Annotated in this window: 25 protein-coding genes and 1 tRNA gene; 6 read left to right on the top strand and 20 right to left on the bottom strand. The window is 58.2% G+C overall.

Annotation, left to right across the window (positions count from 1 at the left end):
- Positions 1–118 precede the first annotated feature (118 nt).
- The gene (locus VD17_RS06175) at positions 119–4,987 is read left to right on the top strand and encodes an RHS repeat-associated core domain-containing protein (protein ID WP_046053135.1); all 4,869 of its coding nucleotides are present in this window, start codon (positions 119–121) and stop codon (positions 4,985–4,987) included.
- 2 nt (positions 4,988–4,989) lie between these two features.
- On the top strand, positions 4,990–5,382 hold the full coding sequence (locus tag VD17_RS06170; RefSeq protein ID WP_046053134.1) for a hypothetical protein: 393 nt from the start codon (positions 4,990–4,992) through the stop codon (positions 5,380–5,382).
- Between the two features lie 130 nt (positions 5,383–5,512).
- Here the strand turns inward: VD17_RS06170 and VD17_RS06165 are convergent, their stop codons facing one another.
- The 9 genes from VD17_RS06165 to VD17_RS32125 all read right to left on the bottom strand — a co-directional run bounded on the left by VD17_RS06165 (position 5,513) and on the right by VD17_RS32125 (position 10,378).
- Positions 5,513–5,725 carry a hypothetical protein gene (locus VD17_RS06165; protein WP_046053133.1) on the bottom strand — a complete coding sequence of 71 codons (213 nt, stop codon included), beginning with the start codon at positions 5,723–5,725 and terminating at the stop codon, positions 5,513–5,515.
- Positions 5,726–5,833: 108 nt separating this feature from the next.
- Positions 5,834–6,022 (bottom strand): hypothetical protein, encoded by a 189-nt coding sequence (locus VD17_RS06160; protein ID WP_046047922.1) that lies wholly within the window; start codon positions 6,020–6,022, stop codon positions 5,834–5,836.
- Positions 6,023–6,150: 128 nt separating this feature from the next.
- Positions 6,151–6,579, bottom strand: coding sequence for a glycine zipper domain-containing protein (locus VD17_RS06155; protein WP_046053132.1), 429 nt, complete (start codon positions 6,577–6,579; stop codon positions 6,151–6,153).
- A gap of 183 nt (positions 6,580–6,762) precedes the next feature.
- Entirely contained in the window at positions 6,763–7,134 is a 372-nt protein-coding gene (locus VD17_RS06150) for a hypothetical protein (RefSeq protein WP_046053131.1), read from the bottom strand.
- A gap of 666 nt (positions 7,135–7,800) precedes the next feature.
- Positions 7,801–8,121: a YbjQ family protein gene (locus VD17_RS06140; RefSeq protein ID WP_046053129.1), complete on the bottom strand. Its 321-nt coding sequence runs from the start codon at positions 8,119–8,121 to the stop codon at positions 7,801–7,803.
- Between the two features lie 34 nt (positions 8,122–8,155).
- Entirely contained in the window at positions 8,156–9,493 is a 1,338-nt protein-coding gene (locus tag VD17_RS06135) for a serine hydrolase domain-containing protein (RefSeq protein WP_046053128.1), read from the bottom strand.
- Between the two features lie 41 nt (positions 9,494–9,534).
- The gene (locus tag VD17_RS06130) at positions 9,535–9,717 is read right to left on the bottom strand and encodes a hypothetical protein (protein WP_080931976.1); all 183 of its coding nucleotides are present in this window, start codon (positions 9,715–9,717) and stop codon (positions 9,535–9,537) included.
- A 328-nt stretch (positions 9,718–10,045) separates the two neighbouring features.
- Positions 10,046–10,135: transfer RNA gene (locus tag VD17_RS06125), tRNA-Ser, on the bottom strand.
- 93 nt (positions 10,136–10,228) lie between these two features.
- Entirely contained in the window at positions 10,229–10,378 is a 150-nt protein-coding gene (locus tag VD17_RS32125) for a hypothetical protein (protein WP_165353268.1), read from the bottom strand.
- A 64-nt stretch (positions 10,379–10,442) separates the two neighbouring features.
- On the opposite strand from VD17_RS32125, the gene VD17_RS06120 reads away from it, so the two are divergent.
- From VD17_RS06120 to VD17_RS06110, 3 genes are all read left to right on the top strand, one after another.
- Entirely contained in the window at positions 10,443–11,132 is a 690-nt protein-coding gene (locus VD17_RS06120) for a crotonase/enoyl-CoA hydratase family protein (protein ID WP_046053126.1), read from the top strand.
- A gap of 212 nt (positions 11,133–11,344) precedes the next feature.
- Positions 11,345–12,067 carry a 1-acylglycerol-3-phosphate O-acyltransferase gene (locus VD17_RS06115; protein WP_046053125.1) on the top strand — a complete coding sequence of 241 codons (723 nt, stop codon included), beginning with the start codon at positions 11,345–11,347 and terminating at the stop codon, positions 12,065–12,067.
- Positions 12,068–12,229: 162 nt separating this feature from the next.
- Positions 12,230–13,201, top strand: a complete 972-nt coding sequence (locus tag VD17_RS06110; RefSeq protein WP_046053124.1) for a magnesium and cobalt transport protein CorA — start codon at positions 12,230–12,232, stop codon at positions 13,199–13,201.
- 133 nt (positions 13,202–13,334) lie between these two features.
- Here the strand turns inward: VD17_RS06110 and VD17_RS06105 are convergent, their stop codons facing one another.
- From VD17_RS06105 to VD17_RS06095, 3 genes are all read right to left on the bottom strand, one after another.
- Complete coding sequence (locus VD17_RS06105) at positions 13,335–14,063, bottom strand: amidotransferase (RefSeq protein ID WP_046053123.1); 729 nt, start codon at positions 14,061–14,063, stop codon at positions 13,335–13,337.
- Between the two features lie 95 nt (positions 14,064–14,158).
- The gene (locus VD17_RS06100) at positions 14,159–16,303 is read right to left on the bottom strand and encodes a 3-hydroxyacyl-CoA dehydrogenase NAD-binding domain-containing protein (protein WP_046053122.1); all 2,145 of its coding nucleotides are present in this window, start codon (positions 16,301–16,303) and stop codon (positions 14,159–14,161) included.
- 33 nt (positions 16,304–16,336) lie between these two features.
- A complete protein-coding gene (locus tag VD17_RS06095) occupies positions 16,337–17,542 on the bottom strand; it encodes an acetyl-CoA C-acetyltransferase (RefSeq protein WP_046053121.1) in 1,206 nt (401 codons plus the stop codon).
- A 678-nt stretch (positions 17,543–18,220) separates the two neighbouring features.
- Between VD17_RS06095 and VD17_RS06090 the strand changes: the two genes are divergently transcribed.
- Complete coding sequence (locus VD17_RS06090) at positions 18,221–19,042, top strand: c-type cytochrome (protein WP_046053120.1); 822 nt, start codon at positions 18,221–18,223, stop codon at positions 19,040–19,042.
- Positions 19,043–19,165: 123 nt separating this feature from the next.
- Here the strand turns inward: VD17_RS06090 and VD17_RS06085 are convergent, their stop codons facing one another.
- From VD17_RS06085 to VD17_RS06050, 8 genes are all read right to left on the bottom strand, one after another.
- Positions 19,166–19,975, bottom strand: a complete 810-nt coding sequence (locus VD17_RS06085; RefSeq protein WP_046053119.1) for a transglutaminase family protein — start codon at positions 19,973–19,975, stop codon at positions 19,166–19,168.
- Positions 19,972–20,922 (bottom strand): alpha-E domain-containing protein, encoded by a 951-nt coding sequence (locus tag VD17_RS06080; protein WP_008148807.1) that lies wholly within the window; start codon positions 20,920–20,922, stop codon positions 19,972–19,974. Before VD17_RS06080 ends, VD17_RS06085 begins: the two co-directional genes overlap by 4 nt.
- Positions 20,923–20,934: 12 nt before the next feature.
- The gene (locus VD17_RS06075) at positions 20,935–22,344 is read right to left on the bottom strand and encodes a circularly permuted type 2 ATP-grasp protein (RefSeq protein WP_046053118.1); all 1,410 of its coding nucleotides are present in this window, start codon (positions 22,342–22,344) and stop codon (positions 20,935–20,937) included.
- Between the two features lie 468 nt (positions 22,345–22,812).
- Positions 22,813–23,154: a ribonuclease E inhibitor RraB gene (locus VD17_RS06070; protein WP_008148805.1), complete on the bottom strand. Its 342-nt coding sequence runs from the start codon at positions 23,152–23,154 to the stop codon at positions 22,813–22,815.
- A gap of 214 nt (positions 23,155–23,368) precedes the next feature.
- Positions 23,369–23,602, bottom strand: coding sequence for a hypothetical protein (locus tag VD17_RS06065; protein ID WP_033055743.1), 234 nt, complete (start codon positions 23,600–23,602; stop codon positions 23,369–23,371).
- Between the two features lie 163 nt (positions 23,603–23,765).
- The gene (speE, locus tag VD17_RS06060) at positions 23,766–24,641 is read right to left on the bottom strand and encodes a polyamine aminopropyltransferase (RefSeq protein WP_046053117.1); all 876 of its coding nucleotides are present in this window, start codon (positions 24,639–24,641) and stop codon (positions 23,766–23,768) included.
- Between the two features lie 275 nt (positions 24,642–24,916).
- Positions 24,917–25,108: a PLDc N-terminal domain-containing protein gene (locus tag VD17_RS06055; protein ID WP_033055745.1), complete on the bottom strand. Its 192-nt coding sequence runs from the start codon at positions 25,106–25,108 to the stop codon at positions 24,917–24,919.
- Positions 25,109–25,172: 64 nt separating this feature from the next.
- Complete coding sequence (locus tag VD17_RS06050; RefSeq protein WP_046053116.1) at positions 25,173–25,703, bottom strand: hypothetical protein; 531 nt, start codon at positions 25,701–25,703, stop codon at positions 25,173–25,175.
- Between the last annotated feature and the right edge of the window lie 112 nt (positions 25,704–25,815).

The following is a 25,815-nucleotide window of genomic DNA, read 5'->3' as shown; positions in this document are numbered from 1 at the left end:
CGTGCTCTCCGTCATTTAGCGATTTCTCCTACACCAAACACTTACTTTCCCGACTTCTTTCCCCGCCGATCCCCCGCAAAGTCTCGCGCTCTGAATTGATCCGCGCGAGGGACTGCGAATGTTCATACCTGACAACCTCCTGGCCTTGAACAACACCATCGGGCTGCTGGTGGTCGCCGCCATGGACCCTGACCAGCCGAATGTCGAAGCGCTGCTCGATGACTTTCGGCTCTGCCTCAATGACTACGACACCTGGGCGGAAAGCTTCTGGACCGGTAGTGCACTGGATATCGAGCAAGTGTTCAGGGTCGGCAACGAAGTCCGTCTAAGCGCGCCGAAGCATTCGACTACGCCTGTCAGTGCGACAGTCGCCGCGTGCCCGGCCAGCGGTCCGTTGACCCTGGTGCATATGTTTGAGGCTGCGCGTTTCGTGCCGATCGGCAATACGCCGGTGATGCTTGAACCTTTGCTTTCCGAGGTGGCGGGTGAGCAGACGTTTGGCAAGCCGATCTACGACAAGATCGGCCCCAGCGGAATCCTCGAAATCCCCGATTGCCCGCGCGGCCAGCGTTATCGCATCACTTTCTTTCCCGATGTATCCGCTGATCACGTCAAAGCACTTTACGCCTCCTATCAGGGTGTCATCGGCGAGCTGGAACACTGGTTGCGCAACGAGTGGACGACCGAGTTCGAACCAGCGTGGGCTGGGTTCTCCCAGGCTGGTTTCATCAAACGCTACGGCATGTTGCAGCAGGCTGACTGGCGCGGCTTCGAGAACTCGCTGAATGGTTTGTGGGATGACGTGAAGCAAATTTACGCCCTGATCGCGGACCTGCAGGTCAACAGCGAAAAACTTCTTGAATACCTGAGCCAATCGGAGCTTGAAACGCTGCTGAACGCCTCGGCGGAGTCCATTGCCAAGGTGTTGCTGATGCTGAGCGACGAGCCGTTGATGTTCATTCATCTCGCGGCGTTCACCAGTTGGCTGAGGATGCTGCCGCCGCAGTACATCGCCGAGGTCGTGGCGGAAATTCGTACGGAGATATTGATCAGTTTCCTGCTCATGTGCCTTACCAGTCCTGCGGGACTGGAGTTGCGCCTGAGTGAGAAGGTGCTGTCCAGGATCAAGTCCCCGCAGACCCGGCAATGGCTGACGGCCGCCAGTTCGCGATTGGCTGAGCTCACGGCCAGGTCCGACCTGACAGCCCATGCTGGCGCGCTCAAACCGCTGATGGTCAAAGTCCGTAATGCACCGATCAAACCTGCGCCTGCCGTGTCGTTGCAAATTACCGCGGGTGTTGCGCCGGCTTTGTTGGTGAAGAATCCGGTGGCCATTGCTCGCGACAAGTCTGAAGCCATGACCAGGATTGGCAGACAGGAACATCGCGACGATGCCCCGGACCAGGCAAAAAACCCCAACGGTGACAGCGCCGATTGCGGACCGTTGACCTGTACCAATGGCTGTCCGGTATCGATGGTCACGGGCGAAGAACTGCTGACCCTGACCGACGGTGCGCTGGACGGGATTTTGCCGTTCGACTTCACCCGGTTCTATCGCACCAGTGCGGTGGAGATCGATTGCGGGCTCGGATTCGGCTGGAGTCACTCCCTCGCGCATCGCCTGGAAATCGATCGCGACACCGTCATCTGGATCGACCACGAAAACCGTCGTACGACCTTTCCGCTACCGAATATCGAGCGCCCGACGATTCACAACAGCCTGTCGCGCGCGGCGATTTATCTAGGTGACGAGCCGGAAGAACTGATCCTCGCCCTGGCTGGCGAAAAATCGCGTTTTTTCCACTTTCGTGCAGGACGTCTGACGGCCATCAGCGATGCCTACGGTAATCGGCTGACAGTGCAGCGGGACTCTTCTGACAGGATCAAGCGCCTCGATAACGGCGCAGGGCGCTCCCTTCTATTGCGCTATGAGCGCCGGCACATGGTCGCCGTCGAGTATCAGCGTTTTCAGCCGGCCGACACCCTGGAAGACCCTTGGTGCACCGAGCAAACACTGGTTGCCTACCGCTACGACGCTCGTCATCGCCTGATTGAAGCGACCAATGCCGCCGGCGAAAGCGAACGCTACGACTACGACGATCAGCACGTGATTCTGCAGCGGCAGTTGGCCGGCGGAGCGAGTTTCTACTGGGAGTGGGAGCGTGCCGGTAAAGCGGCCCGGTGCGTGCGGCATTGGGCGTCGTTTTCGCAGATGGATGCGCGTTACGTCTGGGATGACGAGGGCAGTGTCACAGTCCAGAACATCGATGGCAGTGAAGAGGTTTATGTCCACGACGACCGCGCACGGCTGGTGCGCAAGGTCGCGCTGGACGGCGGCGAGCACCTCAAGGCCTACGACGACCAGGGGCGGTTGATTACCGAGCTGGATCCGCTCGGCGCCGTCACCGAATACCGTTATGACGAGATCGGACGGCTGGTTGCGCTGATTCCGCCGGAAGACGAACCGACGACCTACGAGTATCGCCACGGTTTCCTGCACGCACGGTTTCGCGGCAAAGCGCTGTGGAAATATCAGCGCAATGCGCAAGGCGACGTCACCGAAGCGACCGATCCTGACGGTCATGTCACCCACTATCACTACAACGAAAAAGGTCAGCTGCTGTCGATCCGTTACCCGGACACCAGCCGGCAGGTCTTCGTCTGGAACGCCTTGGGACAACTGCTCGAAGAGACCTTGCCGGACGGCGGTCAGCGGCGGTTTTCCTACGATGCATTGGGGCGGCAGATTACCCGTCAGGACGAACACGGCGCCGTTACCCAGTACCAATGGGATGCCGTCGGCCGACTGATCCAGACGACGCTTCCCACAGGCGCCAGCCGCGCCTTCAGCTACAACGCCTACGGCAAGATCACCGCCGAGCGCGATGAGCAGGGCCGTGTCACCCGCTACGAATACGTCGACGACCTGCACCTGGTCAGTCGTCGGATCAATGCCGACGGCACCCAGCTGAAGTACCGCTACGACAACGCCCAGCTGTTGCTCACAGAGATCGAAAACGAATCCGGCGAAAAATATCTCCTGGACTACACGCCCAATGGCTTGATCCGACAGGAAACCGGCTTCGACGGCCAACGCACGGCGTACGCCTACGACCTCAACGGCCAGTTGCTGGAAAAAACCGAGTTCGGCGAGGACGGTTCACAGCTGGTAACGGCGTATCAGCGGGATTCGGCCGGGCGCCTGCTGGTCAAAACCCTACCCGACGGCATTAAGGTTGAATACCGCTACGACAGCCTCGGCCGACTGATCAGCGTCGACGATGGCCACGATCACCCGCTGGAATTCGAGTACGACCAGCAAGACCGGCTGATTACCGAGCACCAAGGCTGGGGCTCGCTACGTTATGGCTACGACGCCTGCGGCCAACTGAATCGCCTGCGCCTGCCGGACAACAGCAAACTCGACTACCACCACGCCAAGGGCGGCGCGCTGACGGCCATCGACCTCAACGGCGCGCGAATCACCACCCACCAATTCGCCTTCGGCCGCGAACAGCAACGCCAACAGGGGCAACTGCTCAGCGAATATGCCTACGACGATCAGGGCCGATTGGAGGCCCACGCTGTCAGTCAACAGCACCAAGCGCTGTATCGTCGCGACTATGCCTACAGCGCCAACGGCAACCTCGACTACATTGCCGACACCCGACACGGCCAGCGCAGCTACCAATACGATCCACTCGACCGCCTGATCCGCGTCCGCCACTCCCGCGATCAACAACCGGAAAGCTTCGCGCACGACCCGGCGGGCAACCTGCTAATGCAGGATCGTCCTGGCCCGACCACCGTCAAAGGCAATCGCCTGCTCATGCAAGGCGACCGCCATTACGACTACGACGCCTTTGGCAACCTGATCCGCGAGCGCCGTGGCACCGCGCAAAAACTCGTCACCGAATACCGCTACGACTGCCAACACCGGCTTATCGGCGTCACACTGCCCAACGGCAGCCAGGCGACCTACAGCTACGACGCCTTCGGCCGCCGCATCAGAAAAACCGTCGACGGCCAAACCACCGAGTTTTTCTGGCAGGGCGACCACCTCGTCGCCGAACACAGCCAGGATCACCACCGCAGCTACGTTTACGAACCCGGTACTTTTCGCCCGCTCGCCATGCTCGACGGCAAAGGCCCACACCAGGCCTGCCCGTTCTACTACCAACTCGACCACCTCGGCACACCGCAAGAACTCACCGATTACAGCGGCGACATCATCTGGGCCGCCCGATACACAGCCTATGGCCGCCTGACTCGCCTCAACCGCGACACCCATCAGGTACTTGATCAGCCGTTGAGGTTTCAGGGGCAGTATTTCGATGCGGAGACTGGCCTGCATTACAACCGGCATCGCTACTACAATCCAGATGTCGGGCGGTATTTGACGCCGGATCCGAGCAAGTTGGCGGGCGGGTTAAACGGGTATCAGTACACGCGGAACCCGACGGGGTGGGTTGATCCGCTGGGGTTGAGTGAGTGTCCGGGTGGGGATGGGTGTAAGCGGCCGGCGTTTGGGGATGAGGATCCGGCGGGAAAGGTTAGGGTTGATGAGGGGGAGCCCGGCGCTCCATCCACAAAACCAAATAATCGGTACTTATACCGCGGAGACTCCCGAGAAGACTGGGAGATTTTTGAAGCGGGGTTTGAGCCCCTCGGAGACAGCATGGATCTCTACTTACATGCCTTGGACAACCGGAGCCCTCCCAGTTTTTTTGTCAGCACTTCGACCTCGGAAAAGGAGGCCATAAAGTTTGCAACGGGATACGGTTTTGATGATGGCTTCGTCTATGTAATAAAAAACATTCGCGGAATAGATGTGAATAAAAGGCTCGGTATGATTTCGCCTCACCGCAAGGAGGTTGAAATCGCGTTCCCAGGAGGAATAGACAGCCACGACATCCTCGGCGTTACCCCCGTCAACGCCGATGGCAGCTATAAGGGCTACTCAACCCCTAACCCGCACAGGAAGTAGTCATGAAAATAATAGAAATATCTATCAACACCCGCGAAGTCACTCAAAAGGTCGCTATCGAATGCGATCGACAAAACCGGACCTTAACTTACATATTAGAAAACGGCTTAAGAAAAACATATACAGCCCATGATCTTTACGTATGCCTCGGATTGTTACGAGCCGATTTTCCAGAAACAAAATTTTTTTGCAAAGGGGCCAAACTCAACGTTTACCCCTCACGCATGTCATCGCAAATGTCTGCAGGGGTAGTGGCGTATGAACTACACATGGGTAAACCCGCCGAATCGGAAGATATCGTAAATATTTTCGATTATGAAGAAAACGACATCACACAGGATATTCAAGAACAAAGGGATTACTACAAGCGATGGATTGAGTCGCTCACAGAATAAGTCCGACTTATATCTGCCTAAAATTACCCAAGACATAAAAGTCATTGATGGCGTTCAATGGCAAGTGATGAAAAAGCGCTTTTTAAAGGTGCTGCACAATCGACGAGCGTCGCTACGTCACAGCGTATGTTCAGCTCGGTTCGTTTGAGCCGTCTTCTCCGGCAATGTCCGGGTCATCGGGGTGAGTTTCAACATCCCCACGCGTCACTTCTTCAGACGGCAACTGCTCCACAGCAGTGTCGTCATCAGGCGGACGTTGATCACGACTCAGGGGATTGGTCGGTGAAGGCAGCGGATATTCGGGGGTATCGTCGATGTCGGAGTCTTTCGGATCAGCGTTCATAAAGCACCTCTCGAGGGGCCTGAAAAGCAGGCCCTGAAGTTTCGAGGATTGGGCTCTGCAATGCGTTCGATCAGAGAGACGATCGGTCGAGTCCGTCGCACAGCAGGGTCAATCTTCGTCCTCATCCTCTTCCTCGTCTTCGAACTCTATATTTCCGACATCGCCTGCATCATCGGAATCATTGAGCGGTACCGTTGCGTCATCCATCAGTGAGCCTGGGTCTTCGTTTCCCGGATCGTTAATGAACGGAAGCCCGCTCGGGCCTTTTTCTTCCTTGCCTTCGGTTTCAGGAGTCATGGCATGCCTCACAACATTCTGGGGTGTATGAAGTTCGAGGCGGCCCACGACCAAACGTTCCAGAGTCCTGGTCCAGAAACGAAAAAACCCGGCGCTAGGCCGGGTTTCTGCTGTGACTCAATGACGAATCAGTGATGTTTGTTTCTGTGCTTATTTTTATGCTTATGATTGTGGCCGCTACCGGAGTGCGAACTGCCGCTATCGTTACCCAAGTTGTTGCCTACTGCCCCACCGGCCGCGCCGCCCAGGCCTGCACCGATGGTGGAACCGGTCTTGCCGCCCAGGCTGTTGCCGATCACCGAGCCACCGGCCGACCCCAGACCACCGCCAATAGCCGCTTCTGTGCGACTGCCTTTGTTCGCGCCGACCGCGCTACCTGCCGCGCCGCCTACGCCGGCGCCAATCGCGGCACCTGTGCTGCCGCCCATTTGCTGGCCGACCACGTTACCTAGCGCACCGCCAATACCACCGCCAACTGCAGCGGTGCCGTCACCGGCGGCCATTGCACCTTGAGCGACCAAAAGTCCCAGAAACAACGTGGACAATGTCAAACGCATGATATGAACCTCTAAATTCCGTATCGGGGGTAAGAGAACGCGTTACGGATGGCGTGAGTCTAGCTTTTTCATCACACCAGCGCTGATTGTTGGACAACGGTAGAGGCAAAGAGCGTGAAGAAGAAATATCCAGATACAAAAAGCCCGGCATCAAGCCGGGCTTTTTGAGCTGATCAATAAGGATCAGTGACGCTTGTGACCTTTGGCCAGGTTGCTGCCCACGCCGCCGCCCAATGCGCCGCCCAAGCCTGCGCCGATTGTGGAACCGGTCCTGCCGCCCAGGCTGTTGCCGATGATCGAACCGCCGGCCGCGCCGACACCACCGCCAATGGCTGCTTTAGTGCGGCTGCCTTTGCGTGCTGCAACCGCACTGCCGGCCGCGCCCGCTACACCAGCACCAATCGCTGCACCGGTGCTGCCGCCCATGCTCTGGCCGACCACATTACCCAGCGCGCCACCCAAACCACCACCGATGGCGGCAGTGCCATCACCCGCAGCCATCGCACCTTGAGCAACCAAAAGCCCCATAACCAGAGCAGGCAGTGTTAAACGCATGACAAGAACCTCAAAAAAAGGGGGTAACCGAAAGGGACGAGATTGAATGCTTTAGAGGAGACAAAGTCCAGACACGCACGGGCACAACCTCGCAATAGGCGACGGTTGGACAGCGATTTTGGAAAAGGTTTTATGACAGGCAAAAAAAAGCCCGCTGGGGAACGGGCCAGGTATTGCTTTCTAACGGATGAGTTGAGCCTACGTAGGCAGGTGTGAAAAGTTTGTGAAAAAAAACACCCACAGTGAGTTGTGCATCTGTAGTCCAAATCCCAACAGCCGACCTTGTGAAAATAAAAACCCCGCTCAATGGCGGGGGTGTCCGGTTGACGGTTACTTCCTGGAAGACGGCATCCTCTTGGGCAAGAATTTCGCCTTTTCGGTTCGGGGCGCCTTGGATTTCAATTTGGCGACCTGGGTCCGGTCTTCACCAAAGCCCGACACATACTCCGCTTGACCACACTGCACGCAATTGTTGATCGGAAACTCAGACCCGTCGTCTTCGATATACGAATCAGCCATACCTTTCCCCTCTCAAAAAAGGGTCGACACCGGCAAGCCCTATTTGCCCGAAAAATATCGACCTTCAACGCTTTTGAGACTAGTCAGTCATGACTGGACTTGTAGTTCAGAATGTTGCATCCCCGACGAACGGCCTAGTGACCACATTCACCTCAACTTGACCGCCGTCCCGGTCACAAATACCACCACCATCCCGCCCTTCCCGGCCGGCATGCTGATCTCATAATCAAGCCCCACCACCGCATCAGCCTGAAGTGCCCGCGCCCGCTCCTTCAACTCGTCGGTTGCCTGAATCCGTGCTTCCTTCAACGCCCGCTCCAATGTCTGAGAGCGCCCACCGAAAAAATCCCGCATCCCGGCGAACATATCGCGAACAACGTTGACCCCCTGCACCGACTCGGCACTGACGATGTCCAGATAGGCGGTGATTTGTCGGCCTTCGAGGGTGTGGGTTGTGGTGGTGATCATTAAATTTCCTTCTTCATGGCCCGGGGATAATGACTCAAGGCAGCCTGGACAGGTGTTGAGCCAACGCATCAAACGCCGGCAAGGTGACCGGATCATTAGCCGAGTTACTGGCGACCGGATGGGAGGCGTAGCGAACAATCACCATTTCGGCTTTCGGGTCGACATAAATGCGTTGCCCATGGACCCCGCGCGCCATGAAGGCTCCGCCCTCTTTGTTGGTCACCCACCACATTGAACGGTAGCTCCAACCCTTCAACAAATCGTACCCCGCCTGGGCGAATGCCTGCTTGTCGCCGCCGCCACGGATGTCGTCAACCACCGCTTTGGGCACGATTTGCTGACCGTTGAACTGGCCGTCATTACGCAACATCTCGCCAAACCGTGCCAGGTCACGCAAGCCCGTGTTCAAGCCGCCGCCAGCAAACGGGGTGCCAATGGAATCCACCGTGAAATAGGCGTCCTGCTCGCCCCCCAAACGGCTCCAGATCCGCTCCGACAACAACTGTGCGACGTTGCGACCGGTCGCTCGAGCGATGATCCAGCCCAATACATCGGTATTGACGGTCTTGTAGCCGAACGCGCTGCCGTGTTTGCCTTGCGGTTGAACCGTCTGCAAAAACTCGTAGTAGCTTCGCGGACCGCTGTAGTCCTTTGGCTTGGGCAGAGGGCTGCCAGCCTTTGCATGAGCCCAGACCTCAGCGTTCGGGTCGGCGTAGTCCTCGCTGTACTTGAGGGCGGTCGTCATATCGAGGACCTGGCGCACCGTGGCGCTGCCAAACCCGGAAGCCGCCAGTTCGGGGACGTATTCGGTCACTCGCTTGTTCGCATCGATTCGCCCTTCCGCCACCAACATCGCCCCTAATGTGCCGACCACGGACTTGGTCACAGACATTGCCGCGTGCTGGCCTTCAGGCTTCAGCACGCCAAAGTAACGCTCGTAGACAACTTTCCCGCGATGCATCACCACAATCCCGTCGGTGTAGGTGGCCGCGAGGGATTGCTCCCAGTTCATCGGAGCCTTCGCCCCAAGCGGGACGAAGCTGATCGCATCGATGTCTTTGCGCAGCGCAGATACCAATGGAACCGGCGCACCGCCCCCCCGTGAAACATTGATCGTAGGCATCAGTTGGCGGAAGTTCGAGACACTCCAGCGCATCGCCGGGAACTGGAAATAGCTGCCATCTTCGAAACGCACAGTACGATCTGCAGGTGGTGGCGAGCCGACCATCCAGCCTAGTTTTGCGGGGTCGCTGGCTATGGCATCCGGGAAAGTTTTATTCGTGGATGCAGTGGCGAATAAGGAGACGGTGCTTATCAGCGCTGCGGTGAGGGAAATAGCGATGCGGCGGAAAGCGGCGCGAGGGTGAGACATAGTGTCGATTCCATTCGAGGGGGTTTGGGCAGTCCAACAGGTTAGAGCAGCTTGATCAACACTGCAGTGACAATGGCCACCGTGCCAATCAACCCAGTCGCTACAGCCACCGGATACCAAAAAGTTTCACGGGTCATCTTCCCGGCCTCGGCGTTCAGCTTGCGCTGCTCGGCCATCAGCTTGACGATCTCCACGTGAACCTTTTCCAGTTCGGCCTGTTCCATGGTGAATTCCTGCATAACGTGCGTTCGTCCTTCCAGATAATAGGCCGCGTCATGTGCCTTGCTGTTGATTCATTTTGTACCCTAAAGGCGCAACGCGAATACCCCTCACGAAACGGCTCGTGTCAGGTGCCGAAACCTATGAAAGCACCCAGCTACCTGGCTTTCCAGCATTACTTCCCACATGCCTGTCAGCCGTCCTACATGAATTTCAGAAGCGTCTTCGCCGATGGGCTTGGGTCAATAACATTGCCATCCACAAAATCCAGACGCCAGAAACCACAAAACCCCTGACTTCTCTCGAAATCAGGGGTTTTGGTTACATCGAATTTGGCGGTGAAGGAGAGATTCGAACTCTCGATACAATTTCTTGTATACACACTTTCCAGGCGTGCTCCTTAAGCCACTCGGACACTTCACCGTATCTCGTCAAACAAGTTCTGTCTGTCGAGGCGCGCTAATGTAGTCGAAAGCTTTTCCGATGGCAAACTTTTTTTGCAGAATTTTCATGCGCTTAGCGTTTCAGTCGTTCGAGCAGGTTCCAGTCCATGGCAAACCCGCCAATCTCCGGCTTCGCGCCCTCCTCTATATAGAAGGGAATGCGCGGCTGGCGTGGCGGGCGACGCTTGCCGGGCGGGGAAAGGGTGACTGGGCGGTCAGTCACGGCGCTTTACCTGGCCTGCGGCGGTGGGTAACGTCTGCGCTACTTTATTGAAAGGAATAGCGTCATGAGTGAGTTGATTTCTTACCATCTCGAAGACGGTATCGCGACCCTGACCTTGAGCAATGGCAAGGTCAATGCCATCTCTCCGGACGTGATTGCTGCATTTAACGCCGCGCTGGATCAAGCAGTGACTGATCGTGCGGTGGTGATCATTACCGGTACGCCCGGGATGCTGTCGGGCGGTTATGACTTGAAAGTGATGACCTCCGGCCCTAAAGAAGCCGTGGCGCTAGTGACTGCCGGTTCGACGCTGGCCCGCCGTCTGTTGGCGCACCCGTTCCCGGTGATCGTGGCGTGCCCTGGGCATGCGGTGGCCAAGGGCGCGTTCCTGTTGTTGTCGGTGGATTACCGCATTGGTGTCGACGGCCCGTTCACCATTGGCCTGAACGAAGTGCAGATCGGCATGACCATGCACCACGCCGGTATCGAACTGGCCCGTGATCGTCTGCGTAAGTCGGCGTTCCACCGCTCTGTGATCAACGCCGAGATGTTCAATCCGCAAAGTGCCGTGGATGCCGGTTTCCTCGACCTGGTGGTGTCGGCCGAAGAGCTGCAAGGCGCGGCGCTGGCGGCGGCTCGTCAGTTGAAGAAGATCAACATGACCGCTCACAAGAACACCAAGCTCAAAGTGCGCAAGGCGCTGCTGGATAGGCTGGATAACGCGATCATCCAGGATCAGGACTTTTCGGTTTAAACCCAAACGTGCCGCACCGAAAGCCCGACCGTCGTGTCGGGCTTTTTCTTTCGCGCTCCGTTGAAAAGCCTACAACCGCTCTAGATCGCATCTGACCCATAAGTCGGAAACATGCGCTCAAACATCGCCTATCTCCCACCTCTATAGCGGCAATTGCCGAAAACAGTGCACATCCGTACACTGCGCCACCTTTTGTCCCGGTGGGCCTGTAAATGCTGTTTGTGTTTCGTATGTTATTGATGGGCCTGCACTTTATTCTGGCCGGTGTGCTTGGGGTGATGCTCGGCCTGTGCCGACCGTTCAATCCGGACAACAGCCGATTGTGCGCGCGTCTTTATGCATGGCCGGCGATGTGCATTTTGCGTCTGCGGGTAAAGGCTGAAGTCGGACCGCTGATGGATAAACCTGACAGCTGCGTGATCATCGCCAACCACCAGTCCAACTACGACCTGTTTGTGTTCGGCAACGTGGTGCCCCGCCGCACCGTGTGTATCGGCAAGAAGAGTCTGAAGTGGGTGCCGCTGTTTGGTCAGTTGTTCTGGCTGGCGGGCAATGTGCTGATCGATCGCGGCAATGCGCAGAGAGCGCGCCAGTCGATGCTGACCACTACCCACACGCTGCAGAATGAAGACACTTCGATCTGGGTCTTCCCGGAAGGCACGCGCAACCTGGGCGAAGAGTTGCTGCCGTTCAAGAAAGGCGCCTTTCAAATGGCCATTGCCGCCGGCGTGCCGATTGTTCCGGTGTGTGTCAGCAGTTACGTTAAACACATGCGATTGAACCGTTGGCGCAGTGGGAAGATTCTGATCCGCTCGTTACCGGCGATTCCTACGGCTGGATTGAGCCTGGATGACATGCCGCTACTGATTGCACAGTGCCGCGAGCAGATGCGCGAGTGCATCGCTTCGATGGATCGGCAACTGCAAGCCGCGTAGAAGAAACCCGCCTTGTGCGGGTTTTCTTTTGCCTGCGAGTTTTTGCCTACGAACCCCGCAGATTTCACTGACTCTCAAGCAGTAGACAGGGCTAAGCTGGAGACTGCCTGCCACTGCCATCTTTGCTAATAGAAAGCTGCCAATAAGAAGTGAATCACTATCATGGGTAGAGTTGTTGCTGCTGCGGTTTATAGCGCTGGTAAGAAAGTCACCAATATCACCCTTGACGAAGGCGCTGCCTGGGCGGCGAAGCCTGGCCACTTTGTCTGGATCGGCCTTGAAGAGCCGAACGCCCAGGAGCTGTTCAATCTGCAACGCCAGTTCAACCTGCACGAACTGGCCATCGAAGACGCCCTGGAAAAACACAGTCGACCGAAACTGGAAACCTTCGGCGACGCGCTGTTCATCGTCACGTATTCGCCGATCCGGCATGAAGGCAAGCTGCAGTTCATCGAAACTCATATCTTTGCCGGCAATGGTTACATCATTACCGCACGCAACGGTCACTCGGCGTCCTACGCCCATGTCCGACAGCGCTGTGAGGCGCGTCCGCTGTTGCTGGAGCACGGGGAAGATTTCGTACTCTATGCCATCCTCGACTTCGTGATCGAAAACTACCAGCCCATGGGCGAAGCGATCCACGCAGAGATCGATGAGCTGGAACGCAATGTCATGTGTAGCTCCCTGAACGAGCGCGACATTCAAAAACTCCACAGTCTGCGCCGCGATGTACTGCGTTTGCGCCGGTTTGCGGCGCCGATGGTGGAGATCGGTGAAGAATTGCAGAAGCTGAGTTTCCCGTTTATCGACAAGAACATGCGCCCGTACTTTCGCGATGTGCAGATCCATGTGACACGACAGATGGAAGACCTGACGACCCTGGCGGACATTGCCAGCCAGACCATTGAGGTTGGAGTGTTGCTGGAGGCGTCACGCCAAAGCGTGGTGCAGCGCAAGTTTGCGGCCTGGGCGGCAATTCTGGCGTTCCCGACGGCGGTGGCGGGGATTTACGGGATGAACTTCCAGAACATGCCGGAGTTGAGTTGGCATTACGGGTATTTCGGGGTGTTGGGGTTTATTACCGTGGGTTGTGTGAGTTTGTGGGCGAGCTTCAAGAAATCCGGGTGGTTGTGACCCTGTGGCGAGGGGGCTTGCCCCCGCTCGGCTGCGTAGCAGTCGTGGATGTGGCCTGTCAGGAAGAATGCCGGGGGCCGCTACGCGACCCAACGGAGGCAAGCCCCCTCGCCACAGGTTCTTTGTCAGCCCTTTAAACCGACTCGGATGCTGGCTTGTGCGCCACAAACCGCATCATCCACTCCGCAACGGTAGTGCCGTGATGCTCGTGCTCAAGGCTCGCCATACCTTTCGAATAAATCTGCTCGCCCAGCGCTTCCTGACGGATATCCAACAGCGCGCGCGAGTAATCGTGAATGAACTCCGGATGCCCCTGGAAGCACAGCACCTGATCGTTGATGTGGTACGCGGCAAACGGGCAGAAATCGCTGGAAGCAATGACCGTGGCGTTTGCCGGGAGCGCGGTGACCTGATCCTGATGGCTGATCAATAAGGTCAGTTCTTCCCTCACCGGGCTCATCCACGGCGCCTTGGCGGCGAGTTTGTATTTGTGGGTGCCAACGCCCCAGCCTTGGGTCGCACGTTCACTCTTGCCGCCCAGCAGCAGCGCAAGCAGTTGATGGCCGAAGCACACGCCCAGCAGTTTGTCGCCGCGCTCGTAGCGGGTCAGCAGGTAAGCCTTGAGGGTTTCAATCCACGGGTCGGTGCCGAAGGAGTCCGCCTTACTGCCAGTGACCAGATAGGCGTCGAAGGTCAGTTCATCGCCGGGATACTCGCCCTGCATCACGTTGTACACAGTGAACTCGGCAGCGATGGGTTGCTGCGAAAACAGACGCTGGAACATCTGCCCGTAACCCTGATATTGATCGACCAGTTCCGGACGCAGGATGTCGGTTTCCAGAATGCAGATGCGTAACGACATAAAAAATACCTGACACTTGATGGGAATAATGCACACCCCTGAGCCTGCCTTGAAACACAGTGGCAAGGCAAGCCCCGGAATGCGTCACCCGTCCCCTAGAACGCCTCCCCTTTAGCCGCTTTCTCCAGCAATAGCGCGGGCGGAGCGAATCGTTCGCCATACTGCTCCGCCAGGTACTGGGCGCGGGCGACGAAATCTTTCACGCCGTACTGATTGATGAATTGCAGCGCGCCACCGGTCCAGGCGGCGAAGCCGATGCCGAAGATCGAGCCGACGTTGGCGTCCGCCGTCGAGGTCAACACACCCTCCTCCACACAGCGCACGGTTTCGATGGCTTGCACGAACAGCAGCCGATCACGCACGTCCTTCGGCGAAATCTGCCCGTCAGCCTTCTCGAAACGGCTTTTCAACTCTGGCCACAGATGCTTTTGCCCTCGGGCCGGATAATCGTAGAAACCCCCACCTGCAGCCTTGCCCGGACGCTTGTATTCGTTGAGCAGCAAGTCAATCACGGCGAACGCCGGGTGCTCAATCAGCGGTTTCCCTTCTGCTTGCAGGTCTTTGGCAGTTTGCTGGCGGATATGGCTCATCAAGCTGAGGGAAACTTCGTCGGAGATTGCCAGAGGTCCGATCGGCATGCCGGCCTTGCGCGCTTCGGTCTCGATCATCGGCGCGCTCACGCCTTCGCCCAGCATGGCGATGCCTTCGTTGGTGAATGTGCCGAAAACCCGCGAGGTGAAGAAACCGCGACTGTCGTTGACCACAATCGGGGTTTTCTTGATTTGCAGGACGAAATCGAAACCGCGAGCCAGGGTTTCGTCGCTGGTGTGGGCGCCTTTGATGATTTCCACCAAAGGCATTTTCTCCACGGGGCTGAAGAAATGCAGGCCGATGAACTTGCTCTGATCCGGCACGGCGGTCGCGAGGCCGCTGATTGGCAAGGTCGATGTGTTGGAAGCAATCACCGCATCCGGGCCAACGACTTTTTGCGCCGCCGAAGAGACCTTTGCTTTCAGGTCGCGATCTTCAAACACCGCTTCAATGATCAGATCACAACCGGCCAGATCGGCATCGCTTTCAGTGGGGTGAATTCGCGCCAGCGTTGCATCGCGCTGATCGGCACTCAATTGGCCACGCGCAACCTTCTTGTCCAGCAGCGCCGCCGAGTGAGCCTTGCCCTTTTGTGCCGCCGCAAGATTGATGTCCTTGAGCACCACGTCGATGCCGGCTGACGCGCTGACAAAGGCAATTCCGGCGCCCATCATGCCAGCGCCCAACACACCCACCCGACGCGTCACGTAGGGCGCAAAGCCATGAGGCCGCGAGCTGCCGGCATTGATTTCGTTGAGCTGGAACCAGAACGTGCCGATCAGATTTTTCGACACCTGGCCGGTGGTCAATTCGGTGAAGTATCGGGTTTCGATCAGGTGCGCGGTGTCGAAATCCACTTGGGCACCTTCCACCACGGCGCAGAGGATTTTCTCAGGCGCGGGCAGGCAGCCCTGGGTTTTGCTGCGCAGGATAGACGGCGCGATGGCCAGCATTTGCGCGACTATCGGGTTCGACGGCGTGCCCCCCGGAATCTGGTAACCCTTCACGTCCCAGCGCTGCACCGCTGAAGGATGGGCGATAATCCAGGCGCGCGCCTTGGCCAGCAGTTCATCACGATCCGCCGCCAACTCATCAATCAAACCTGCCCGCAACGCCTGCTGCGGCCGGACTTTTTTGCCTTCGAGCAGATAGGGCAAGGCTTTTTCAATACCGAGCATGCGCACCATGCGCACTACCCCGCCGCCGCCCGGCAACAGGCCGAGGGTCACTTCCGGCAGGCCGAGTTGCACCGATGGGTTGTCCAGCGCCACCCGGTGATGGCACGCCAGGCAGATTTCCCAACCACCGCCCAACGCGGCACCGTTGATCGCGGCGACCACCGGTTTGCCGAGGGTTTCTAGGGTACGCAGCTGCCCTTTGAGCGTCAGCACCCTGTCATAGAAGGCTTTGGCTTCAGGCTTGCCGACCTTGATCAGTTCATTGAGGTCGCCGCCGGCAAAGAAGGTTTTCTTGGCCGAGGTGATGATCACGCCGGCGATGGTGTCTTTGTCGGCAACCAGTCTGGCAACACACGCGGCCATGGCTTCGCGGTAGACCGCGTTCATGGTGTTGGCGCTCTGGCCCGGCATGTCGATGGTCAGGACGACGATCTGGTCCTGACCTTTTTCGTAACGAATGGCTTCAGTCATGATGAAAGTGCTTCCTTGAAGTCGGTCGGGGGCTCAGAGGCGTTCGATGATGGTGGCAATGCCCATGCCGCCGCCGACACACAGCGTCGCGAGGCCATAGCGCAGGCGCCGGGTTTCCAGTTCATCGAGCAGCGTGCCGAGGATCGCGCATCCGGTGGCGCCCAGCGGGTGACCCATGGCGATGGAGCCGCCGTTGACGTTGACCTTGTCCGGGTCGATCGCCATGTCCTTGATGAATTTCAGCACCACCGAGGCAAAGGCTTCGTTGACTTCGAACAGGTCGATGTCTTCAACCCGCAGCCCGGCCTCGGCCAGTGCCTTGCGGGTGGCCGGCGCGGGGCCGGTGAGCATGATGGTCGGGTCGGTGCTGGTGACGGCGGTGGCGACGATCCGCGCCCGCGGTTGCAAACCCAGTGCCCGGCCCTTGGCCTCGGAGCCGATGAGCATCAGCGCCGCGCCATCGACGATCCCGGAACTGTTACCCGCCGTGTGCACGTGGTTGATCCGCTCAACATGGCTGTAGACCCGAAGCGCGGTGGCATCGAAGCCCATTTGCCCGATCATCTCGAAGCTCGGCTTGAGCTGGCCCAAGCCTTCCAGGGTCGATCCGGCGCGGATGAATTCATCGTGATCGAGCAGGATAATGCCGTTCTGGTCCTGCACCGGCACCAGCGATTTGTTGAACGAACCGTCGGCCCTTGCCCGCGCAGCCTTTTGTTGGGAGTGCAGCGCATAGGCATCGACGTCCTGACGGCTGAAACCTTCAATCGTGGCGATCAGATCAGCGCCCACACCTTGAGGGGCGAAATGGCTGTGAAAACTGGTTTCCGGGTCCTGTGCCCAGGCGCCTCCATCGCTGCCCATCGGCACGCGGGACATGGACTCGACGCCACCGACCACCACCAGGTCTTCGAAGCCGGAACGCACCTTCATCGCACCGAGGTTCACCGCCTCCAGCCCCGAGGCGCAGAAGCGGTTGATCTGCAAACCCGCCACGCTGACGTCCCAATCCGCCACCTGGGTCGCGGTTTTGGCGATGTCGGAACCCTGGTCGCCGATGGGCGTCACGCAGCCAAGTACCACATCGTCGACCTGACTGGTATCGAGAGACGTGCGCTGCTGCAGCGCGGTGAGCAGCCCGGCTACCAGGTTCACCGGTTTGACGCTGTGCAAGGCGCCATTGGCCTTGCCTTTGCCGCGGGGCGTGCGTAACGCGTCGAAAATCAAAGCTTGGGTCATGACGTCCTCGAACCGACGGTGGGTAGGTATAAAAATCAAAAGATCGCAGCCTTCGGCAGCTCCTACCCGACCGCATCCTCGGTAGGAGCTGCCGAAGGCTGCGATCTTTTGAACTTCACGCTTACCTTAGGCCGAGCGGCCCTGGATTCAATGACCGCAGTGCTCACAGACGTTGACGGTCACGCTCAGACGGACGGTAGGCAACCACCGGATTAACCGATTCAGGACACCAAGCTGTCTAGCAAAAGGGCGCCCAAGAAGCTGGCAATAGGCCTCATGTCTTTTTAAGAGCCGTTTATGTGAAATCCATACGAAATGGATCTAAACCAAGCGTGACGCGGGCTCTAAGGTGAACTTGTACGAAGTTGTCGTCGGGTTTTGCCGAGGCGCTCGTCAAACAGGAAGTGCAACGCTCTGCCGTCATGGAGAAATGCAGGCAGGCATCAGGAAATAACAATAAAGGCGGTCAAGCCATGTTCAAACAATCGAAAGTACGTCAAGCCGGGCTCATTCTTTTTGCCACTACGCTGTTGTTGATTTTGCCGAACCTGACCAAGGTGATCGGCTAGTCGGTCTATAAAAAATACGGCGCCAGGTTTTATATCGCCCTCTAAAAATGTGACTGGCTCGCTACCCGGGCCAGCGTGGGTGTGCCAACCTTTGCGGCACTTCCACGACATGGACGGCGATCACTTGAAAACGCTCATTCTGTTCGGGGCCTTGCTGCTCAGCACGCCTCTGTCTGCCGCACAGCTGAACCTTGAGCTCGGCGCGAGCAGTCGCACCTGGCAAACCGAGGAGCTACTCAAGCATCCTCAGGTTCAGACCATCACCATCAGCAACGACGTTTCCTACAAACGGGACATGAGCTATCGCGCTGTTCCGGTGGCTGCGTTGTTGACGGGCATCAAGCCTGAAGACCACTTACAGGCGGTAGCCCTGGATGGTTTTGCCGCAGAACTGTCGGCCGCGCCGTTGCTCAATACCCAGGGTGCGCGCGCATGGTTGGCGATTGAAGAACCCGCCAAGCCGTGGCCAGCGCTGTCGGAAGGCAAACCCGGCGCGGGGCCGTTCTATCTGGTCTGGACCGATCCGCAGGCGGGCGATATCAGCCCCGAGCAATGGCCCTTTCAAGTGGCGAGCATCAAGCGCATGGCTCCGGTGGCCGAACGCTTCCCTGCCCTGCTGCCCGATCCGGCGTTGAAAGCTGACGATCCGGTGAACAAGGGCTTTGCGCTGTTTCAGAAGAATTGCCTGGCGTGCCATCGATTGAACGGCGCCGGGGATGCGCAGTTTGGGCCGGACCTGAATATTCCGTTTAACCCGACCGAGTACTTCGGCGCGGATTTCCTCAGGCGCTACATTCGTGATCCGCAGAGCTTGCGCCAGTGGCCTCAGGCGAAGATGCCCGGGTTCTCGGCGACGGTGTTGCCGGACGGGGATCTGGAGAGGTTGGTGGGGTATTTGAAGCACATGGCTGGGCGCAAGGTTAAACCCTGACACCCATCCCCCATGTAGGAGTGAGCCTGCTCGCGATGGCGGACTTCCAGTCAATTAATGTGTGACTGATAAGCCGCTATCGCGAGCAGGCTCACTCCTACAGGGGTTTTGTGGTGTTGCGGTTTATTGCTGTTGGACTGAGATAACCGGCATCGGTGTCGGCGAAACAAACACCTTCGCATGCATCTGCTCGCAACCACCGCCACGGCGCATGCCACGCACCGGGCAGGCATCCAGGTAATCCAGGCCCACCGCCAGTTTCAGATGACGCTCAGGCCGCGCCAATTCATTGGTCACGTCGAAGCTGTACCAGGCGTCATCGAGCCAGGCTTCCGCCCAGGCGTGACTGGCCAGGTGTTCGCTGTTCTCGCTGTACAAATAGCCCGACACATAACGCGACGGAATGCCCAGGCTGCGGGCGCAGGCGAGAAACGCGTGGGTGTGGTCCTGGCAGACGCCCGAACGCCCGGCGAAGGCCTGCGCGGCGCTGGTGTCCACTTCGGTGGAGCCCGGCGTGTAGGTCATGTGCTGGTTCAGGCCATGCATCAAGTCGATCAACGCCGTGCGATCCCGGCGTTGCTTGCATTCCTTCTCGGCGAACGCACGCAGGGCTTCGTCGGCTTCGGTCAGGCGCGTGAAACGCAAGAACGGCAGCGCCGACTGGCTTTCATGCTCCGCCTCGCGTAACTCGTCGATGTCCACCTGCCCCCGGGCACCGATGATGATCGCTTCGTGGGGCTCGTCCATGGTCAGCACGTGCAGGATGTTGCCGAACGGATCGAGTTGCGCGCGCACCGGGCGCGGCAAGTCGAGCTGCCAGCTGAGCACATGCTGGCGCTCGCTGTCGTGGGGTGTCAGTCGCAGGTACTGGATGCTCGCCCGCACCTGATCTTCGTAGTGATAGGTGGTCTCGTGGCTAATGGAAAGTCTCATGCAGCCTCCAGGTAGGAACTGTGTATGGCGTTACCCAACTGGCGCACCAGCGGGATGAACTCGGTCAGCCAGGCGTGCAGGCCTTCGTCGAGAATTTCGGTGATGCCGGTGTAGCGCAGGCGTGCGTCCATTTCCGCTGCCAGGCGTTGCGCGGGACGGCCGTTGGCCCCCGGCAATTGGGCAAGGATCTGGTCGATTTCTTCGGTGCAGGCTCGCAATGAACGCGGCACGTCAGCACGCAGCAGTAGCAACTCGGCCACATGCCGGGCGCCCGGCGCATCGCGGTAGATCTCGGTGTAGGCCTCGAACGAGGACAACGCCCGCAGCAAAGCACTCCACTGGTAATACGCGTGAGCGGTGCCATCACTGACCGCCTCTGCCTGATCGCCAGCCATTTCGTAGCGGGCGTCGAGCAGGCGCAACGTGTTGTCGGCCCTTTCGATAAACGTCCCCAGACGAATGAAGCGGAACGCATCGTTACGCATGATCGTGCCGTAGGACGCGCCGCGGAACAGGTGGGAACGTTCCTTGATCCACTCGCAGAATCGACTCATGCCGTAGCGGCTCAAGCCCTGATCGGCAATCCCGCGGATTTCCAGCCAGGTGGCGTTGATGTTTTCCCACATGTCGGCGGTGATTCGCCCACGCACCGCATGGGCACTGGCTCGCGCGGCGCCGAGGCAGCTGTAGATGCTCGCCGGGTTGGCCGCATCCAGGGCGAAGAAATGCAGCAGCCGTTCGGCGTGCAATTCGCCGTGGCGCTCCAGGTAATCATCCAGGGTGCCGGTGATCAGCAACGGCATGGCGAGTTCATGCAGGCCATCACCACGACCATCCTGTGGCATCAGCGACAGCGAATAACTGATGTCGAGCATCCGTGCGAGGTTTTCCGCCCGCTCCAGGTAACGCGACATCCAATACAAATCCGAGGCAGTTCTACTTAACATGGCAGGCTTCCTTCAATCCTCGACCACCCAGGTGTCCTTGGTTCCGCCGCCCTGGGATGAATTCACCACCAGAGAGCCTTCGCGCAGGGCAACACGGGTCAAACCGCCGGGCACAACCCGGGTTTCGCGGCCAGACAATACAAACGGACGCAGGTCGATGTGGCGTGGCGCGATGCCGTTTTCGACAAAGGTCGGACAGGTCGACAAGGACAACGTCGGTTGCGCGATGTACGCATGGGGCTTGGCTTTGATCCGCGCGCGGAAAGACTCGATTTCCGCCGCCGTCGCCGCCGGCCCGACCAGCATTCCGTAACCGCCGGAGCCCTGGGTTTCCTTGACCACCAGCTCTGGAAGATTGGCCAGTACGTGGGAAAGTTCGGAGGGATTACGACACTGCCACGTCGGCACATTCTTCAGGATCGGCTCTTCATCCAGGTAGAAACGGATCATGTCCGTGACGAAGGGATACACCGACTTGTCGTCCGCGACCCCGGTGCCGATGGCATTTGCCAGCACGACGTTGCCGGAGCGATACGACGACAGCAGCCCTGGAACGCCAAGCATCGAGTCCGGGTTGAACGCCAGCGGATCGAGGAACGCATCGTCGAGGCGACGGTAGATCACGTCGACGGCTTTTGGCCCGTCCGTGGTGCGCATGAAGACCTTGTCATCCCGCACGAACAGGTCCGCGCCTTCCACCAGTTCAACGCCCATTTCCCGCGCCAGAAACGCATGTTCAAAGAACGCGCTGTTGAAACGGCCCGGCGTCAGCACCACCACACTCGGGTTATCAATCGGACTGGAGCTTTTCAGGGTGTCGAGTAACAGGTTCGGATAATGATCGATAGGGGCAATGCGCTGGGCCGCGAACAACTCGGGGAACAACCGCATCATCATCTTGCGGTCTTCCAGCATGTAGCTCACGCCGCTCGGTGTACGAAGATTGTCTTCGAGCACGTAGTACGTGCCGTCGCCATCGCGCACCAGATCGACACCGGAGATGTGGGAATAGATATCGCGGTGCAGATTCAGCCCTTGCATCGCCAACTGGTATTGCTCGTTGGCCAGCACTTGCTCGGCCGGAATGATGCCGGCCTTGATGATGCGCTGCTCGTGATAGAGGTCGGCGAGGAACATGTTCAACGCCTTGACCCGCTGAATGCAGCCGCGCTCGACAACTCGCCATTCACTGGCGGGGATGCTGCGGGGGATGGTGTCGAAGGGAATCAGGCGCTCTGTCCCTTGCTCATCACCATAGAGCGTGAAGGTAATCCCGGCGCGATGAAATAACAGATCGGCCTCGCGTCGCCGTTGTGCCAAAAGCTCGTCAGGCGTTTCGGCCAGCCAACGGGCAAACTCCCGATAATGCGGGCGGACCAGGCCGCCGGCATCGTACATCTCATCAAAATAGGTGCGGATCATGCCGTACTCCTTGTCACCCGGACATCTGGGCTTCGCAAAGCCCGTGCCATCGGCATAAACGCTTTGATATCAATCAGTTGGATAATCGCACTGCACGCACCGCACCAATCCTGTGCGGTAAATGCCCCCACCTGATCGCCCCCGCTTCATTGCGAAGCAATGTTGTCGCCTATCACCAGCATAGCCAGAGTTGATTTCACTGCCCGGGAGTCGCTGCGGATAATCCGCGCATTCGCTGGAAAACTTATCGCTATTCCCTTTTAGCCGCCTGTTTAGGCGGCTTTTTTTTGCGTTTTTGAAACGTTGTGAATCAAAAACACGATCAAGAGATCGCAGCCTCGTTTCACTCGACAGCTCCTACATTGGAATGCGAAACGAGGCTGCGATCTTTTGATCTTTCCAAACCCCACAAACGAAAACGGCCAACCCGAAGGTCAGCCGTTGCTGAGTGTTGTCACTGTTCATAAGTTATGCGAGTCGCCCTCGTACCTCCTGCTTGACGCCCCATCCTTCGATGATGCCGCCTAAAGGCTCGACCACCGCCTCGAAATCCTGCTCAAAATCGCCGATGCCGTCATAGGTTGCGTACATCACTTTGCTCAGTTCCAGGTACCACGCGCCGTCGTCGCGCACGCTGATTTGTGCATTCAATGATTCACCACAGTAATGCCCTGCCGCCCTGCGCGCCCGCTCCTCGTCCGGGAAAATGGCGTAGAACTCGATGGGATGGAATCGTGAAAAGTCGAAACCGCCTTCTTTCATGCGGCGCAGTACGCTGGTGCTGATGTCTTCTTGATAGGCTGTGCTCATGAAACGTCCCCCTCAGACTGATGGATAGACTTTCCGTATTCCCGGCACTCGCAACCCAATGGGGGCGAGCGATGCGGCAACAAGGTTGCCGGTGGGAAGCAAGCATGTAGCTGACAAGACCAGACCTTAGCGATCCGTTCGCTGATCTCGATTGCAGAGTAGCCTCAAGAGAGAGCCGCTGCCAAGGCCTGGTTAGGAATGTGACAGGAGATGTTCAGATTGGCGTGATGCCGAGGATTTCAATGCTGTTCTGGGTCTTCAGACTTTTGACAGTCGGATCATCGGTGCGTCCTTCCAGATCGTTGAGGTCCAGTTCGGCAGCCACAGGCAGACGCCGGGCAAGAATGAGTTTCGCGGCTTGCTCGTTGTTCGGGCATTCATCGCTCTCGAACACCTCGTCAACTTGTTCACCGTGATCATCAACGAAAGTGACTTTCCACTTTTGCATCAGGTGCCTCCTCGATCAAAACTGCGAATGGGCCTACCACTATCTCGACCTTGTACCCCGGCCAATCGTTCAACCGGTCCCTCTATAAGTGAAGCATGAAAAAAGGGCCGTCTGCGGTGTGTTTTCACACAACCTGAGAGGGCCCTTTCTGGCTTGCTCGATATCAGTCGTTGCTAGGCTTGTTCACAGCCTGCAGGACGTATTGCGGCAAGGCGAACGCGCCGATGTGGATTTCCGGGTTGTAGTAGCGGGTGATGATCCCGCTGCCGGCGAAGCGTTGCTGCAAGGTTGCGCGGGACAATTTGCGATAGGCGGTATCGGTCGCGCCCCAAGCGAAGGTCATGGCGCCGCCGATGTAGGTCGGCACGGCCGCCTGATAGAAGTGCCAGTCCGGGAACAGGCTGCGCAGACGCCCGGCGGTGGTTTTGACTTCTTCGATTTGCATGAACGGCGTGCCGTTCTGGGTCACCAGGATGCCGCCTTCGTTCAGGCAGCGACGGCAGGCCTGGTAGAAGTTTTCCGAGAACAGCACTTCGCCCGGGCCGATCGGGTCGGTGGAGTCGGAAATGATCACGTCGAACTTTTCGGTGGTGGTGGCGACGAAACGCATACCGTCGTCGATCACCAGGTTCAGGCGTGGATCAGCGAACGCACCCTTGGAGTGGTTCGGCAGGAATTTCTTGCACATGTCGACCACGGTGCCGTCGATCTCGACCATGGTGATGTGCTCGATGCTGCGGTGCTTGGCCACTTCGCGCAGCATGCCGCCGTCGCCGCCACCGATGATCAGCACGCGCTTGGCGGTGCCATGTGCCAGGATCGGCACGTGGGTCAACATCTCGTGGTAGATGAATTCGTCGGCTTCGGTGGTCTGGATCACGCCGTCCAGCGCCATGACGCGGCCCATGCGCGGGTTTTCGAAAATCACCAGGTGTTGGTGTTCGGTGCGCACTTCGTGCAACAGTTTTTCCATGCGAAAACGCTGGCCGTAGCCTTCGTAGAGGGTTTCCAGGTACTCGCTGTTCGGGGTGTTGCTCATGGGAAGTGCTCCGATGAATGCGGGTGGCAACGGACGGTTACCCACCCATGATGGCCAATCGATCAGCTCGATTGCCCCGGTAAAGGCGAGAATTCTATGTTGCGGAACATGACAGGTCGAACCTTCGTCAAGGCGAAATCATTCAAATATACACAGAACAATGTGGGAGCGAGCTTGCTCGCGATGAACGATAACGCGGTTTGATGGTAAACCGCGGCGTCTGCATCGCGAGCAAGCTCGCTCCCACAAGAAATGCGGTGTGTCTGAGGATGCAGTCAGATCCGGACGTTGCCCCGTGGCCCGGCGATGGCCCAGATGATCAGGCCCAGCACCGGCAGCAGCAGGATCAGCAGCACCCAGATGATTTTCATCCCTGTGTCGGCACCACTTTTGAGCACGTTGATGATTGCCCAGATATCCAGGGCAAGAATAATCAGGCCAACCAGACCGTTGAACGTGGAACCCATGGTGTCGCCCCCTAAGAGTGATATGCACTCTTAGGATAGCCGGGCCTTGCGAGGGTTCCGCTTTTTAAACGTGGACGGCGATTTTGAGGGCTTCCAGCGAGGGCGCGGCAGCGATGCCGACTTTGGCGCACAACTCGAGCACGCGCGGCACGTCGTTACCGTAGACCAGCACCACCTGCAGTTCGTCGTCGAGCAACTGACTGAAGTTCATCAGCGTGTAACCGCCGTTTTCCTTGTTCATGCTGCCCATCTGCACCTGAATGCGATTGAGCGCGGTCAGGGCTTCAGTCTTGGCCAGTTGCTTGGGCTTGATATTGAAATCAACGCCGGGGCCGAACGAGGAAACGATCTGGGCGAACAGGTCCAAATAGGTGTCGGCCTGGAACAGCACGGTCTCTGGAAGACTGCCGACGACGACCCACTCGCCCAGCGGAATCGGGAACGTTTCGTCGTAGTTGATATCTGGATTGGCCGTCAGAAAAGCCTCTGGATCGGCGTAGGCCTGGGCCGCTTCGTCAGCGACTTTCAGGATTTCGTCATCGCTCATGCACCCGGAGCTGATTTTGCTGATGAGTTCGACGAGTGCGGCTTTCATGGGGCGGAATCCTGTAGCGAGGGAAATTTGAAGGCGCGAAGGATAGCGCATTACGCCCCGCAATTCCTGTGCGCGAGCATGGCCGGGTTGTTGACCCACATCAAGATCCGGC

This window comes from Pseudomonas fluorescens, assembly GCF_000968015.1.
In the GTDB taxonomy this organism is placed as follows: domain Bacteria; phylum Pseudomonadota; class Gammaproteobacteria; order Pseudomonadales; family Pseudomonadaceae; genus Aquipseudomonas; species Aquipseudomonas fluorescens_W.
This window is presented reverse-complemented; position numbering and strand designations above follow the sequence as displayed.

Excerpts from the sequence above, each read along its gene's own strand:
- VD17_RS06155 (WP_046053132.1), bottom strand. The coding sequence starts at position 6,579 with ATGCGTTTGACATTGTCCACGTTGTTTCTGGGACTTTTGGTCGCTCAA.
- VD17_RS06075 (WP_046053118.1), bottom strand. The coding sequence starts at position 22,344 with ATGATCCGCACCTATTTTGATGAGATGTACGATGCCGGCGGCCTGGTC.
- VD17_RS06130 (WP_080931976.1), bottom strand. The coding sequence starts at position 9,717 with ATGGAACAGGCCGAACTGGAAAAGGTTCACGTGGAGATCGTCAAGCTG.
- VD17_RS06090 (WP_046053120.1), top strand. The coding sequence starts at position 18,221 with ATGGACGGCGATCACTTGAAAACGCTCATTCTGTTCGGGGCCTTGCTG.
- VD17_RS06080 (WP_008148807.1), bottom strand. The coding sequence starts at position 20,922 with ATGTTAAGTAGAACTGCCTCGGATTTGTATTGGATGTCGCGTTACCTG.
- VD17_RS06065 (WP_033055743.1), bottom strand. The coding sequence starts at position 23,602 with ATGCAAAAGTGGAAAGTCACTTTCGTTGATGATCACGGTGAACAAGTT.
- speE (WP_046053117.1), bottom strand. The coding sequence starts at position 24,641 with ATGAGCAACACCCCGAACAGCGAGTACCTGGAAACCCTCTACGAAGGC.
- VD17_RS06175 (WP_046053135.1), top strand. The coding sequence starts at position 119 with ATGTTCATACCTGACAACCTCCTGGCCTTGAACAACACCATCGGGCTG.
- VD17_RS06170 (WP_046053134.1), top strand. The coding sequence starts at position 4,990 with ATGAAAATAATAGAAATATCTATCAACACCCGCGAAGTCACTCAAAAG.
- VD17_RS06110 (WP_046053124.1), top strand. The coding sequence starts at position 12,230 with ATGGGTAGAGTTGTTGCTGCTGCGGTTTATAGCGCTGGTAAGAAAGTC.
- VD17_RS06160 (WP_046047922.1), bottom strand. The coding sequence starts at position 6,022 with ATGACTCCTGAAACCGAAGGCAAGGAAGAAAAAGGCCCGAGCGGGCTT.
- VD17_RS06135 (WP_046053128.1), bottom strand. The coding sequence starts at position 9,493 with ATGTCTCACCCTCGCGCCGCTTTCCGCCGCATCGCTATTTCCCTCACC.
- VD17_RS06070 (WP_008148805.1), bottom strand. The coding sequence starts at position 23,154 with ATGAGCACAGCCTATCAAGAAGACATCAGCACCAGCGTACTGCGCCGC.
- VD17_RS06150 (WP_046053131.1), bottom strand. The coding sequence starts at position 7,134 with ATGCGTTTAACACTGCCTGCTCTGGTTATGGGGCTTTTGGTTGCTCAA.
- VD17_RS06100 (WP_046053122.1), bottom strand. The coding sequence starts at position 16,303 with ATGACTGAAGCCATTCGTTACGAAAAAGGTCAGGACCAGATCGTCGTC.
- VD17_RS06115 (WP_046053125.1), top strand. The coding sequence starts at position 11,345 with ATGCTGTTTGTGTTTCGTATGTTATTGATGGGCCTGCACTTTATTCTG.
- VD17_RS06165 (WP_046053133.1), bottom strand. The coding sequence starts at position 5,725 with ATGAACGCTGATCCGAAAGACTCCGACATCGACGATACCCCCGAATAT.
- VD17_RS06120 (WP_046053126.1), top strand. The coding sequence starts at position 10,443 with ATGAGTGAGTTGATTTCTTACCATCTCGAAGACGGTATCGCGACCCTG.
- VD17_RS06050 (WP_046053116.1), bottom strand. The coding sequence starts at position 25,703 with ATGAAAGCCGCACTCGTCGAACTCATCAGCAAAATCAGCTCCGGGTGC.
- VD17_RS06095 (WP_046053121.1), bottom strand. The coding sequence starts at position 17,542 with ATGACCCAAGCTTTGATTTTCGACGCGTTACGCACGCCCCGCGGCAAA.
- VD17_RS06085 (WP_046053119.1), bottom strand. The coding sequence starts at position 19,975 with ATGAGACTTTCCATTAGCCACGAGACCACCTATCACTACGAAGATCAG.
- VD17_RS06105 (WP_046053123.1), bottom strand. The coding sequence starts at position 14,063 with ATGTCGTTACGCATCTGCATTCTGGAAACCGACATCCTGCGTCCGGAA.
- VD17_RS06140 (WP_046053129.1), bottom strand. The coding sequence starts at position 8,121 with ATGATCACCACCACAACCCACACCCTCGAAGGCCGACAAATCACCGCC.
- VD17_RS06055 (WP_033055745.1), bottom strand. The coding sequence starts at position 25,108 with ATGGGTTCCACGTTCAACGGTCTGGTTGGCCTGATTATTCTTGCCCTG.